This window comes from Rhodococcus sp. ENV425 (assembly GCF_002887785.1).
In the GTDB taxonomy this organism is placed as follows: domain Bacteria; phylum Actinomycetota; class Actinomycetes; order Mycobacteriales; family Mycobacteriaceae; genus Rhodococcus; species Rhodococcus aetherivorans.
Map to the genome: position 1 here is coordinate 35,234 of NZ_PCZU01000182.1, position 13,221 is coordinate 48,454.

General features: G+C 71.4%; 8 protein-coding genes. 3 read left to right on the top strand and 5 right to left on the bottom strand.

The window, feature by feature from the left end:
• Positions 1 to 60 precede the first annotated feature (60 nt).
• Positions 61 to 1,605 carry an acyl-CoA carboxylase subunit beta gene (locus CQZ88_RS15095; protein WP_006941932.1) on the top strand — a complete coding sequence of 515 codons (1,545 nt, stop codon included), beginning with the start codon at positions 61 to 63 and terminating at the stop codon, positions 1,603 to 1,605.
• Between the two features lie 96 nt (positions 1,606 to 1,701).
• Here CQZ88_RS15095 and CQZ88_RS15100 read toward each other — a convergent pair whose 3' ends face one another.
• From CQZ88_RS15100 to CQZ88_RS15120, 5 genes are all read right to left on the bottom strand, one after another.
• The gene (locus CQZ88_RS15100; RefSeq protein WP_102799976.1) at positions 1,702 to 2,658 is read right to left on the bottom strand and encodes a hypothetical protein; all 957 of its coding nucleotides are present in this window, start codon (positions 2,656 to 2,658) and stop codon (positions 1,702 to 1,704) included.
• A gap of 165 nt (positions 2,659 to 2,823) precedes the next feature.
• Positions 2,824 to 3,264: a hypothetical protein gene (locus CQZ88_RS15105; protein ID WP_006933304.1), complete on the bottom strand. Its 441-nt coding sequence runs from the start codon at positions 3,262 to 3,264 to the stop codon at positions 2,824 to 2,826.
• Between the two features lie 123 nt (positions 3,265 to 3,387).
• Positions 3,388 to 6,699 (bottom strand): arabinosyltransferase domain-containing protein, encoded by a 3,312-nt coding sequence (locus tag CQZ88_RS15110; RefSeq protein WP_050034384.1) that lies wholly within the window; start codon positions 6,697 to 6,699, stop codon positions 3,388 to 3,390.
• Between the two features lie 61 nt (positions 6,700 to 6,760).
• Entirely contained in the window at positions 6,761 to 10,012 is a 3,252-nt protein-coding gene (locus CQZ88_RS15115; RefSeq protein WP_029547034.1) for an arabinosyltransferase domain-containing protein, read from the bottom strand.
• Positions 10,013 to 10,120: 108 nt separating this feature from the next.
• Complete coding sequence (locus CQZ88_RS15120) at positions 10,121 to 10,390, bottom strand: helix-turn-helix domain-containing protein (RefSeq protein ID WP_102799977.1); 270 nt, start codon at positions 10,388 to 10,390, stop codon at positions 10,121 to 10,123.
• A gap of 39 nt (positions 10,391 to 10,429) precedes the next feature.
• On the opposite strand from CQZ88_RS15120, the gene map reads away from it, so the two are divergent.
• Positions 10,430 to 11,197 (top strand): type I methionyl aminopeptidase, encoded by a 768-nt coding sequence (gene map, locus CQZ88_RS15125; RefSeq protein ID WP_006933310.1) that lies wholly within the window; start codon positions 10,430 to 10,432, stop codon positions 11,195 to 11,197.
• Positions 11,198 to 11,269: 72 nt separating this feature from the next.
• Positions 11,270 to 13,221: FAD-binding and (Fe-S)-binding domain-containing protein (locus CQZ88_RS15130; RefSeq protein ID WP_258008612.1), on the top strand; the 1,952-nt coding region annotated here is incomplete at its 3' end.

Consider the following 13,221-nt stretch of genomic DNA (forward strand, 5'->3'; position numbering starts at 1 on the left):
TGGGGGCCGACCTGACACGCAAGCTGGCCGACATCGAGGCCACGAGGAGCTGATCGAGTAGTGACCACGACGACGGCCGGGAAGCTGGCCGAGCTGCGCAAGAATCTCGCGATCGCGAAGGAACCGGCCGGGGAGGCCGCGCTCGCCAAGCGCGCCGCCAAGGGCATCCCCAGTGCCCGGCAGCGCATCGACATGCTGCTCGACCCGGGCAGCTTCGTCGAGATCGGTGCGCTGATGAAGACGCCCGGCCGCGACGACGCCCTCTACGGTGACGGTGTCGTCGTCGGTCACGGCACCGTCGAGGGCCGGCCCGTCGCGGTCTTCTCGCACGACCAGACCGTGTTCGGCGGCAGCGTCGGCGAGATGTTCGGCCGCAAGGTCGCCGCGATCCTCGACTTCGCGCTGAAGATCGGCTGCCCCGTCGTCGGCATCAACGACTCCGGCGGCGCCCGCGTGCAGGACGCCGTGACGTCGCTGGCGTGGTACGCCGAACTGGGCAAGCGGCACGAGCCGCTGTCCGGTCTGTGCCCGCAGGTGTCGATCATCCTCGGCAAGTGCGCCGGCGGCGCCGTGTACGCCCCCATCAACACCGACGTGGTCATCGCCACCGAGGAGGCGTACATGTTCGTCACCGGACCGGACGTCATCAAGTCCGTCACCGGTGAGGACGTCAGCCTCGAGGAACTCGGCAGCGCCCGCAAGCAGGCCGAGTACGGCAACGTGCACCACGTCGCGCCGGACGAGAAGGCCGCGTTCGAGTGGGCCCGCAAGTACCTGAGCTACATGCCGTCGAACGCGCAGGAGAAGCCCCCGATCGTCAACCCGGGGCTCGAGCCGGAGATCACGCAGGACGATCTCGAGCTCGACACGTTCATGCCCGACGCCGACAACTCCGGCTACGACATGCACGACATCCTGCTCAAGATCTTCGACGACGGCGACTTCTTCGAGATCCGCTCGCAGGTCGCGCCGAACATCATCACCGGATTCGCCCGCGTCGACGGCCGGCCCGTCGGTGTCGTCGCCAACCAGCCGCTGTACCTGTCGGGGGCGCTCGACGCCGCCAGCTCGGACAAGGCCGCCCACTTCGTGCGGGTGTGCGACGCGTACGACATCCCGCTCGTGTTCGTCGTCGACACCCCGGGCTTCCTGCCGGGTGTGGAGCAGGAGAAGATCGGCGTCATCAAGCGCGGCGGCCGGTTCCTGTTCTCGTTCGTCGAGGCGTCGGTACCGAAGGTGACCGTGGTGGTGCGCAAGTCCTACGGCGGTGGCTACGCGGTGATGGGGTCGAAGCAGCTCGGCGCCGACGTGAACTTCGCCTGGCCCACCGCCCGGATCGCGGTGATGGGTGCCGAGAGTGCCGTCGCGGTGATCGGTCGCCGCCAGATCGAGGCCGCCGGTGACAACGCTCCCGCGGTGCGCCAGCAGCTGATCAACTTCTACAACGAGCACATCGCCACGCCGTACATCGCCGCCGAGCGCGGCTACATCGACGCGGTGATCGAGCCGCACACCACGCGCCTCGAGATCCGCAAGGCGCTGACGTTGCTGCGCGACAAGACGGTGTTCAAGAACCCGCGCAAGCACCACCTGCTTCCGCTCTAGTTCGTGACACCCGAATTCTGTTCGGGTGGGCCGAATGTCACATGCATGCAATGGAAATGAATGCATGTGACATTCGGCCCACAGCGGTGTCCGGGGTCAGTCCGCGCGTGACCGCACCGGGGGACGTGGGCGCTGTGTGCCCTGGTGGTAGGCGGCCTCCAGGTCCGCGAGCACCGTGGCCGGGTCGTCGCGGATCTGCCTCGGTAGGTGCGACACCACGATGATGCCATTGCGTTGCATCGCGGCCCGTCGGACGAGCGTCGTCTCGTGCGCCTTCGGTGAGAAGTGGTATTTCAGCGAATCGATCTCCCATGCCACTGCGACCGAATCGAGCCACCCGTCGGGGCGGGCGATCCACGTACCGTCGTCGGTCTCGACGTCGACGTTGTGGGCCATGGGTGGCAACCCGCTCGTCGCGTACAGCTTCTGTGCTGCGATCTCGGCCACGGAATGCGCGTCGTGCGAGAGCTCTCGAACTACGGTGCGCGGCACGGCGCTACCGCGGCAGCTGCCGGCGCGCAGTTCGTGTGCCAGGTCGTCGACGGTCACGTCTCCGCGCTGAATCCCCGACGCCAGCAGGGCACGGCACGGATCGAGCTGCGACATTCTGCGTGCCGCATCGAGCAGACAGCGGTCCACCGGAGCAATTCTCAGCGTGCCTTTGATGATGGGTTCGGGTATCCGCCAGCTCCGCTCGACGGCGACGAACGAGAAGTTGCGTCGATGCTGGGTATGCGGAATGAGTAGCAGCACCTCACTTTTCGTCGCCGAGTTGGTGTAGCCGTGTATCCCGAGCGCGGCATGACCTGAGATCAGCGCCGAATCGCCGCCGTACAGCAGCGCGGCCGTGTTGCGCTGCAACACGGACAGCGGCCCGTTGTGCAGCGCCACCACGCCCGGCAGGATGCGCTGCCACGGACCACCCTTACGGCATCGGCCGGCGATCGTGCCGCCGGCGACGCCGTGCCTCAACAGCGTTGCCGTCCGGATGACGCCGTTGGTGCTCAGTGCGAACAGCTCTTCGGGATCGTCTCCCCATGTCCCCCGTTTCATGGCTACAGCCTGCAGGGGGATCGTGTCCTACGAAAGACCGTCTCGTCGGCCTGTGGATAACCTTGTGGTGGCCGAATGTCACATGAGTTCAATGTAAGTGACGGTATGTGACATTCGGCCGGGAGACGTGAAGGCGCATGCGGGGGTATTGCGTGCGGGAGTCGGTCAGGGAACGACCCAGCTGCCCGACGCCGAGACCCAGGTCGTGCCGTCCGGGACGGTCACCGTCGCCCGCACCCGTCCGGGGCCGGTCTCGGCTCGACCGCTGAGGACCTGCTCCTCGCCGATCTCGGGGAAGTCCGGTAGTTCGTTCACGCCCGTCGTGCCCGTGTCCTCGTTCACCCACGTGACGAGGCAGAAGCACTTGACGCTCCCACCGAAGTGCGTGACGCCGGGCGTGTTGACGTTGGTGTAGACATTCACGTAGTCGTGGACGAGCGCCTCGGTGGGAGCGGCGGATCCGGTTCCCACGCCGGTCGATCCGACGACCGGTCCCAACGTCGCCGCGTGAACGGTCTGCGCCGATGCGGCCGGCGCGTTCAGCAGCGCCAGGACCACAGCGGATGCGGCCACGGCGGTGGTCCGGGCGGCGAACTTCCTCGACATTCAGGTCCTTTCGTTGCCGGCCGTGCCCGCCGGCCGGATGTCACGTTCGGTCGATCGAAGCGAACCTATGTGACATTCGGCCGGAAGGCACGCGTGGCACGCGGACGGGGCTCGCCGACGGACCTACTCGTATACGCGCAGCGTGCCCGGATTCCACAGGCCGGAGCGCGTGATCGCCTCGGTCTGCGGCTCGGCCGGCACGGCGTTCGGGTAGAACCGCACGTACCGCTCGAGCGAGCCCCAGTCGCGGGCCCAGTCGTTCTCGAGGTACGTGGGGATCTGCTCGGGGCGGGCGAGGGCTTCGGTGAAGCCGAGGGGGCCGCCGTTGTCCGCGGATTGCCAAGTGTCGGTGGAGGATACGGCCAGCGGACGGTCCGGCAGGATGCGGTAGTCCGGCATCTCGGCGATGCCGTAGCGGTGGTCGAACGGGCGCTGGCACGGGAACTGCAGTCCGACCGCCCAGTCGAGCAGCACCGGCTGCTCCGAGCCGATCACGGTGTTGAGCGTGTCGAGCTTCGGCACGCGGGGCGGGGTGAACGCCAGCCACTGGTCGCCGGTGAGGTTGGGATCGTTGGCGACGATGCGGACGGCGTCGGTGTCGGCGGGGAGCTCGGACAGCGGGATCCGCAGGTTCCGCCACGACGGTGCGGGCCCGATGTCGCGCGGCAGGTAGGTGCCCTGCGGCTCCACGGTGCCGTCGGGCAGGCGCCTGCCGTACTCGACGAGCAGCGACTGACCGTAGGTGGTGGCGCCGGTGTCGTCGACGGACCAGATGCGGCCGGCCGCCGAGATGACGACGAGCGGCGCGTCGTCGCTGCGCTCGGGCAGCCCGTACCAGCTCGACGTGAGCAGCGCCGGTTCCTGCACACCCTCCTGGTAGCTGCCGAGCACCGGGGTGACCGCCGGGTCGAGGCCGAAGGGCAGCTTGGCCTCGGAGCCGTTGACGGTGCGGGCGCCGGTGCCGCCCGTGGTGCCGCCGCCGGCGCCGGTCTCGAACGTCGGCCCGACGCTCTGGTTGTCGGTGTTGCCCTGGCCGGGCTTGACCTCCACGTAGTCGGCGGTGAGGTCCGACGGGATGCCGTTGGGGCTGAAGCCCTCGGGGGCGGCGCCGGCGAGGGCGTCGCCGTTCAGCGGCGGGTTGTCCGGGTCCACGATGGGCGCGAGCCGCCCGGAGTTCGGGTCCGATTCGACGAGTACGTCGTTCGCCAGGCCGCACGTCTGGCCGGCGAGCGCGCCGACGTTGGACCGGGCGAGCGAGTACGCCGGGTACTGCGACACCGCGCCCTTGAGCAGCGACAGCACCTCGAAGAGCACCATCGCTCCGGCGACGACGGTCAGGGGCGCCGCCGCGAACTTGCGGATCCGGCGGCCCTTGCGGGTCGTGGGCTTGGGCTGCGGCGGCGCGTAGCCCTCACGCAGGTACTGCCACGCGACGAGCCCGAGAGCGAGCCCGAAGAGGAGCAGGAACAGCGAGCTGGACTGGTTGCCGCTCAGCGAGACGGTCTTGTCGAACCACGGGATGCCGTAGCTCGACACGTACCACCAGCCGTTGATACCCGCGAACGACACGGCCAGCACGAACAGCAGCCCGGCGAGGAAGATGGTGCGGTTGCGCCGCGACCGCAGCGCGCTCGCGGAGACGATGACCGCGGTGAGCGCGGCGAGGGAACCCGCGATGCCCGCGTACGCCCCGAAGTGGTGGGTCCACTTCGTGGGGTTGAACATCATGAAGAAGATCGTGCCGAAGACGATGCCGATCAGCCGCCACGACGGGCCCGTCGCGACGCCCGGGATGCGGCGGCGGCGCAGCAGCACCAGCAGCGACGTGAACAGGCACAGCAGCATGACGAGGAACGCGAACCGGCGCGCGAGCGAGCCGTCGACGGTCTGCACGAACAGGTAGTAGTAGCGGAGGAAGTCGTTCCACCACTCCTCGTTCGGGCCGATGATGGTGCGCACGCGGGTGGCCTCGAGCACCGCGGCGAGGGTCTGGTCGGAGAACACGACGACGAGCACGAGGGTGCCCGCGGCGGCGATCGGTGCGAGCAGCGGCAGCGTCCCGACCTCGCGGTGGCGGCGGACGACGATGCGGGTCATGGGCCGGATGCCGGCGAGCAGCGCGGCCACACACATCAGGCCGGTCGGGGCGGCGGCGAGGGTGAACGCGCCGATCATGACCGCCGTCGCGGCCGGCAACAGGCGGCCGGTGGCAATCGCCCGTTCGATCGAGCACCAGGTCAGCAGCGCGCCGAGCGCGACGATCGGCTCGGGGCGCAGGCCGTTGTTGTAAGGCAGCCAGAAGGCCAGGAACACCAGGCCGCCGGTCCACAGGGCGACGGTGTTGTGCCGGACGGCGCGGCCGAGGCGGGGCACCACCTCGCGGCTGATGACCATCCAGCAGGTGATGCCGGCGAGCAGGGCGGGCAGCCGCATCCAGACGCTGGCGGTGGAGACCTCGGCGAACGCGGCGAGGACGTCGTAGTACCAGCCGAACGGGGCCTCGGGGACGCCGAACCAGCGGAAGTAGTTGGCCATGTAGCCGGAGTGCTCGGAGACCCGGGCCATGGTCAGCAGGTAGCCGTCGTCGGAGGTGTTCGCGCCGAAGAAGTGCCAGCCGGCGAGGGTGCCGACGACGACGGCGTCGACGCCGGTGAACTTCCACCAGTGCGACGGCAGGAAGCGGCGGTGCCCGCGGCCGTCGGTGCCGTCGAGCTTGGCGAGCGCGGCGACCGCCAGAGCGGTCGACAGCGTCGCCAGGATCATCGCGAGGAGCTTGACCAGCGTCGGCGACGACGAGAACCGGGAGTCGACGTCGACGGTCACCGACATGCCGGGAACCGGGGTGTCGAGGTCGCTGAACACGCCGACGACGAGGGGACGCAGGTCGCCGGTCAGCTCACCGGCGCGCGGGTTGCCGTTCTCGTCGCTGAGGCCGACGAACTCCGCGGTGGTGCGGTCGACGTCGGAGAAGATGCTGATCTCGGTGCACGCGGCGGACTCGACGTCGCTGCGCGGGGCGGTGGCCACGACGACGTTGCGGTCGAGGACGTCGACGTTCTCGGCGCCCACTCGCACGAACATCGCGTTGAGCGCGGCGCCCTCACCGCTGGCCGGTGCGGTCGCGAGGAGCAGGCCGCCGCCCGGGGGCATGCCGGCGACGGCGGTGCACGGCACCGTCGCACTCAGCTGCCGCGGCACCTGCGACATGAGTGGCACCTCGACCGGCCCGGTCGAGCCGTTCTGCGGCCACGTGACGGTGGCCTCGGTGACCTTGACGGGCAGGAACGGGGTCGCGACGGCGAGGAGCACACCGAGCAGACCCGCCACCGCGGCGACGAGCCGGGCGGTGCGGTACTGCGCCCGCAGATCCCGGGCAACCGGCGGCCGGGGAACGGCTGCGGAGGGGGCGGGAACTGTGGTCACGTCGTCGGGCACGATTGTCGATGGTATCGGGCGCAGCTGAGTGGACGCACCGTCCCTACCACCGCGTAGGGCCCTATTCACGCATTACGGGCACTCCGTCGCGGATCGGTCCGGGCGACCACCAGCCCCAGCGGACGACGTTCTCGGTGGCAATCTCCGCGGTCGTCGCGCCCGGGTCGATGGGCGTGTACCGCTCCAGCGAGCCCCAGTCGCGGTCCCAGTCGTGGTTCAGATAGGTGGGGATCGTCTCGGCGGTGAGCAGCAGCGGTATCCAGCCGAGCGGGCCGCCGCCGATGTCGTCCTGCCAGCCGTTGGTGGAGTCGGCGCCGACCCGGTCGGGCAGGATCCGGTACTCGGGGACCTCGGCGACGCCGTAGCGGTGATCGAACGGACGCTGGCAGGGGAACGCCAGGCCCACCGACCAGTCGAGCAGGACCGGGGCCGTGGAGCCGACGAGGGTGTTCAACGTCTCGAGGCGCGGCATCCGCGGCGGGGTGACGGCCACCCACTGGTCGGGTGCCAGGTTGCCGTCCGTCACCACCAGCCGGACCGCGTCGGCGTCGGCGGGGATCCGGTCGCTCGGCACCCGCAGGTTGCGCCACGACGGGGACGGCCCGATGTCGACGGGCGCGACGCGCGCCAGCGGTTCGACGTTCGAATCGCCGCCGGTTCGCCCGAACTCGAGCAGCACGTCCGCGCCCGGGGTGAGGACGCCGTCGGGGTCGACGTAGTGCACGCGGCCGGCGGCGGTGACGACCAGCAGCGGCGTGGCGTCGGTGCGTTCGGGCAGCGCGTACCAGCCGGACTCGAGGTCGGCTTCCTGCTGCGCCCCGGTGCGGTAGCTGCCGAGCACGGGGGTGCGGGCGGGGTCCAGGCCGAACGGCAGCGCGACGGTGCTGTCGTTGATGCCGGCGGCGCCGCGGCCGCCGCCGGTGCCGGCGCCCGTGGAGGTGGTGGTGCCGCCCCCGTCGGTGTCGACGGTGTTGGCGCCGCCCGTGGTGGAGATCTCCTCGTCGGCGGTGAGGTCGAGAGCGACGCCGTTCGGGGTGAAGCCGTCGGCGGCGCCGGCGCCGAGCGCCTCGGCGACGTCGCCGTCTAGGGGGGCCAGCGCGGTGGCGCTGGGGTCGGTCTCGACGAGGACGTCGTCGGCGAGGCCGCAGCTGCTGCCGGTGAGGGCGGCCGCGTTCGACCGGGCGATCGAGTACGCCGGGTACTGCGCGACCGCGCCCTTGACGAGCGAGAGCACCTCGAACAGGACGACGCCCGCGGCGACGACGGTCAGCGGCGCCGAGGCGATCGCCCTGACCCGGCCGTTGCGGTCGGGTTTCGGGGTGGCGAACGGTTCGCGCAGGTGGAACCACGCGGCGACGGCCAGCGCGACGAGAGCCAGCGCGAGCAGGGCGGTGGAGAAGGCGCGTCCGGAGATGGACGGCGGCTTGTCCCACCACGGGATCCCGTAGCTGGAGACGTACCACCAGCCGTTGGAGCCGGTGAACGCCAGCGCCAGCACGAACAGCACCCCGGCGGTGAAGAGGGCGCGGTTGCGCGCGGAGCGGATGCCGACGGCGCCGACGCCGACCGCGGCGAGCGCGGCGACGGACCCGGCCAGTCCGGCGTACACGCCGAAGTGGTGGGTCCACTTGGTCGGGGTGAGCATCATCAGCAGCAGCGACGCGAAGACGATGCCGAGGATGCGGCGCGACGGACCGAGGGCGGTGCCGGGGATGCGGCCCTTGCGCAGGATCAGCATCACGCACACCACCAGGCACAGCAGCATGACGAACACGCCGAAGCGGCGGCTGAGGGAGCCGTCGGGGGAGACGGTCAGCAGCGCGTCCCAGCGCAGCCGTTCGTCGAACCAGGGCACGTTGGGTCCGACGGCGGAACGCACCCGGGTCGCCTCGAGCACCGAGGCGAGGGTCTGGTCGGCGAAGACGACGACGAGGACGACGGTGCCCGCGGCGAGGATGGCAGCCACGGGCGGGAGGACCCCGACGAGCCGGCGGCGACCGGCCAGCCGGACGACGACGGGCCGGGCTCCGGCGACGAGCGCGGCGACCGCGATGAGCCCGGTGGGGCCCGCGGCGAGGGAGAAGGCGGCGAGCAGCACGGCGATCGCGGCGGGCAGCATGCGGCCGGTGGCGACGGCGCGTTCGATCGAGCACCAGGTGAGCAGGGCGCCGAGCGCGATGATGGGCTCGGGCCGCAGGCCGTTGTCGTAGGGCAGCCAGAAGGCGAGGAACACCAGGCCCGCCGTCCACAGCGCGATGCGGTTACGGCGGACGGCGACTCCGAGCCGGGGGATGACCTCGCGGCTGATGACCATCCAGCAGGCGACGGCGGCGAGCAGGGCGGGCAGCCGCATCCACACGCTGGCGGTGGAGACCTTCGCGAGCAGGACGAGCACGTCGTAGTACCAGCCGAACGGGGCCTCGGGGACGCCGAACCATCGGTAGTAGTTGGCCATGTAGCCGGCGCCGTCGGAGGCGCGGGCCATGGTGAGGATGTAGCCGTCGTCGGAGGTGTTGGCGCCGATGACGTGCCACAGCAGCAGCGTGCCGACGACGACCGCGTCCACCGCGGTGAACCGCCACCAGTGGGCGGGCAGGACCCGGCGGGCGCGGCGGTTGTCGACGCCGTCGAGCCGGTGCAGCGCCACGAGTGACAGCAGGGTCGCAAGGAGGCAGGCGACCATCGCGACGAGTTTGACCAGCGTCGGGGTGGAGGTGAACCGCGAGTCGAGGGCGGCGCGGACGGACAGCCGCTCGGCGTTCGGGCCGGAGTTGAGGGCCTCCACCGAGCCCTGCAGATCGGAGTAGACCCCGACCATCTGCGGCCGGTGATCGCCGTCGAGCATGGCGACGTGGTGCCCGTCGTCGTGTTGCTCGAGGCCGACGATCTCGGCGGCGGTGCGGTCGGCGTTGGTGGCGACGGTGACGGCTGTGCACCGGTGCTCGTCGTCGATCGGTGCCGACACGACCACCGAGTTGCGCAGCACCACCTCCACGGTGGCGGAGCCGCCGTCGGTGCCGGCGACGGTCCGGATCACGAGGGCGTTCTCGGTGGCGTCGGGGGCGCCCGGCGGCACGGTGGACACCAGGGTGCCGCCGTCGTCGCCGAGCAGGGGGAAGGCCGAGCACGGCACACTCGCCCGCAGTTCGAGGGGGGTGTAGGAGACGAGGGGCGCCTCGATGTTGGTCAGGTCGGTGCCCTGCGGCCAGCTGACGGTGGCGGCCTCCTGCCGGACCGGCAGGAACGGCACGGCCAGGGCGAGCACCATGCCGAGCAGTCCGGTGACCGTCGCGACGATCCTGGCCGTGCGCACGCGGGCCTTCGTATCGGCGTAAGCGGGCGTTTCGGGCGAAAGGACATCGACGGGCACAAGGATCGATGCTAGGCGAGGGAGGGTGGTGCCGGGGGTGAGCACCTCCGGTCAGGAGGCGGCCCCGTGCTCGACGGGGTCGCCCGCCGGGTCGCCGGCCAGGTCGTCGAGGGAGAGCCCGAGGACCCGGGCGAGCGCGGTGACGGTGAAGAAGGCGGGCGTGGCGATGCGGCCGGTCTCGATCTTCCGGAGCGTCTCGACGGAGATGCCGGCGTCGCCGGCGACCGTTGCCATGCTGGTGGTGCCGCGCGCCGCGCGCAGACGTTCGCCGAGCCGCCGGCCGCGTTCGAGTTGGACCGGGGTCAGCGGTTCGCGCACCATGCCCGTATAGTAATACCGGTATTTCTATTGGGAGGCGACATGGTCGAACTGAAGACGCCCGGCGAGATCGAGGCGATGCGGGCCGCCGGCGCCGTGGTCGCGGACGCGCTCGCGGCCGTGCGGGCCCACGCGGCGATCGGGGTGTCCCTGAAGGAACTCGACGACGTCGCCGCGGCGGTCGTCCGCGACGCCGGCGCGACCTCCCCGTTCCTCGGCTACCACCCCGAGTGGGCTCCGTCGCCGTTCCCCGGAGTCGTGTGCGCGAGCGTCGACGACGGCGTCGTCCACGGCATTCCCGGCGGCTACCGGTTGCGTGACGGCGATCTGGTGAGCATCGACTGCGGGGCCGTGCTCGACGGCTGGTGCGGGGACGCCGCCGTGAGCTTCACCGTCGGCGCCGCCGACCGCGAGGCCCTCGCCCTGATCGCCGCGACGGAGGAGGCCCTCGCGCGCGGCATCGCCGCGGCCGTGCCGGGCAACCGCCTCGGCGACATCGGCGCGGCGATCGGCGGCTACGTCCGCTCCCGCGGCTACGGCATGCTCGCCGACCACGGTGGCCACGGCATCGGCCGCCGCATGCACGAGGACCCGCACGTGCCCAACGAGGGCCGGGCCGGGCGCGGGATGCGGCTGCGGCCCGGGCTGGTGCTGGCCATCGAGCCGATGCTGCACGCCGGGGGCGGCGACGCCTACCGGCACGACCCGGACGGGTGGACGCTGCGCACCGCCGACGGCAGCCGGGCCGCGCACTGCGAGCACACCGTCGCGATCACCGAGGACGGACCGGTCGTCCTCACCCAGCGCTGAGGACGTATCGATCCGCGGGTGCGCCGGTCCGACCCGCGACGAAGCGACCCCGGTAGGCACTAGCATCGGCCTATGGCCAGGGCGACGGCGATCGGCGAGGCCCTGCGTGGCGCGGGCATCTCCGACGTGCTCGACGACACCACCACCCGGGCCCTGTACTCGTCCGACGCCTCCCTCTACCGGGTGCCCCCGCAGGCGGTGGTGCGGCCCCGTGAGATCGACGAGGTCGCCACCGTGCTCGAGGTGTGCCGCCGGCACGGCGTTCCGTTCACCTCGCGCGGCGGCGGAACGTCCGTCGCCGGCAACGCCGTCGGCCCCGGCGTCGTGCTCGACTTCAGCCGTCATCTCGGCCGTGTCCTGCAGATCGACCCCGAGGCCCGCGCCGCGACGGTGCAGCCCGGCGTCGTCCAGTCCGAACTGCAGCGCGCGGCCGCCCCGTACGGACTGCGCTTCGGGCCCGACCCGTCCACCCACAACCGCTGCACCGTCGGCGGGATGATCGGCAACAACGCCTGCGGTGCCCGCACCCTCGGCTACGGTCGCACCTCCGACAACGTCCTCGGCCTCGAGGTGCTCACCGGCGCGGGCCGGCACCTGTCGCTGCCCGACGACGCCCCCGTCCTGGAATCGCTGCGCCGCCTCGTGCTCGACCACCTCGCCACCATCCGCACCGAGTTCGGCCGGTTCGGCCGGCAGGCGTCCGGCTACGCCCTCGAACACCTGTTGCCGGAGAACGGGTTCGACGTCCTGCGCTTCCTCGTCGGCAGCGAGGGCACGCTCGGCGTCGTCACCGAGGCGACGGTGCGGCTCGTCGCCGATCCCGCGGTGCGCGTCCTGGTGGCCCTCGGCTACCCCGACATCGCGACGGCCGGCGACGCCGCCCACGCGCTGCTCGGCTTCACCCCGACCGCGTGCGAGGGACTCGACTCGCGGATCGTGGACGTGGTGCGTGCGCGGCGCGGCCCGGCGGCGGTGCCGCCGCTGCCGCGCGGGGCGGCGTGGCTGTTCGTCGAACTGTCCGGCGACGACGCCGGCGAGGTGCTCGCCCGGGCGTCGTCTCTCGAACACGCCGTCTCGGCGGTGGATTCGCTGATCGTGACCGATCCGGGGAAGGCCGCGCAACTGTGGCGGATCCGGGAGGACGGCGCCGGGCTGTCCGGGCGCAGCCCCGCCGGGTTGCCCGCCCACTCCGGCTGGGAGGATGCCGCCGTCCCGCCGGAGCGGGTGGGGGAGTACCTGCGCGAGTTCGAGTCGCTGCTGACCCGCTACGGCGTCACCGGCTATCCGTACGGGCACTTCGCCGACGGCTGCATCCACATCCGCCTCGACGTGCCGCTCGAGATACCCGGGATATTCCGCGAATTCCTCTTCGCGGCAGGTGAACTCGTGGCCTCGTTCGGGGGCTCGATGTCCGGCGAACACGGCGACGGCCGGGCGCGCAGCGAACTGCTGCCCCTGATGTACTCGCCGACCGCGCTGCGGCTGTTCGGGGCGGTCAAGGCGGTGTTCGACCCCGAGGGCCTGCTCAATCCCGGCGTGCTCGTCGATCCCGTCCCCTCGGATCGGGACCTCAGAGTCCCGGCCGCGCAACGGGTCCAGGACGGCCTGGCGTTCCGGTACACCGGTGACGGCGGCGACTTCACGCAGGCCGTGCACCGCTGCACCGGTGTCGGCAAGTGCCGCGCCGACACCGCCGGCCTCGGTGGGGTGATGTGCCCGTCGTACCTGGCGACGCGGGAGGAGAAGGATTCCACCCGCGGCCGGGCCCGGGTCCTGCAGGAGATGCTCAACGGCACCCTCGTCACCGGATCCTGGCGCTCACCGGAGGTGCACGAGGCGCTCGAACTGTGCCTGGCGTGCAAGGGCTGCGCCTCCGACTGCCCGACCGGTGTGGACATGGCCACCTTCAAATCCGAAGTGCTGCACCAGAGTTACCAGGGCCGCGTGCGGCCCGTCACGCACTACACCCTCGGGCGGCTGCCGCGCTGGGCGGCGCTGGCGAGCCGGGCGCCGCGCGCGGTGAA

Bases quoted from the DNA above. Each gene is read 5' to 3' on its own strand.
- CQZ88_RS15120 (WP_102799977.1), bottom strand. From the start codon at position 10,390: ATGGTGCGCGAACCGCTGACCCCGGTCCAACTCGAACGCGGCCGGCGG.
- CQZ88_RS15105 (WP_006933304.1), bottom strand. From the start codon at position 3,264: ATGTCGAGGAAGTTCGCCGCCCGGACCACCGCCGTGGCCGCATCCGCT.
- map (WP_006933310.1), top strand. From the start codon at position 10,430: ATGGTCGAACTGAAGACGCCCGGCGAGATCGAGGCGATGCGGGCCGCC.
- CQZ88_RS15100 (WP_102799976.1), bottom strand. From the start codon at position 2,658: ATGAAACGGGGGACATGGGGAGACGATCCCGAAGAGCTGTTCGCACTG.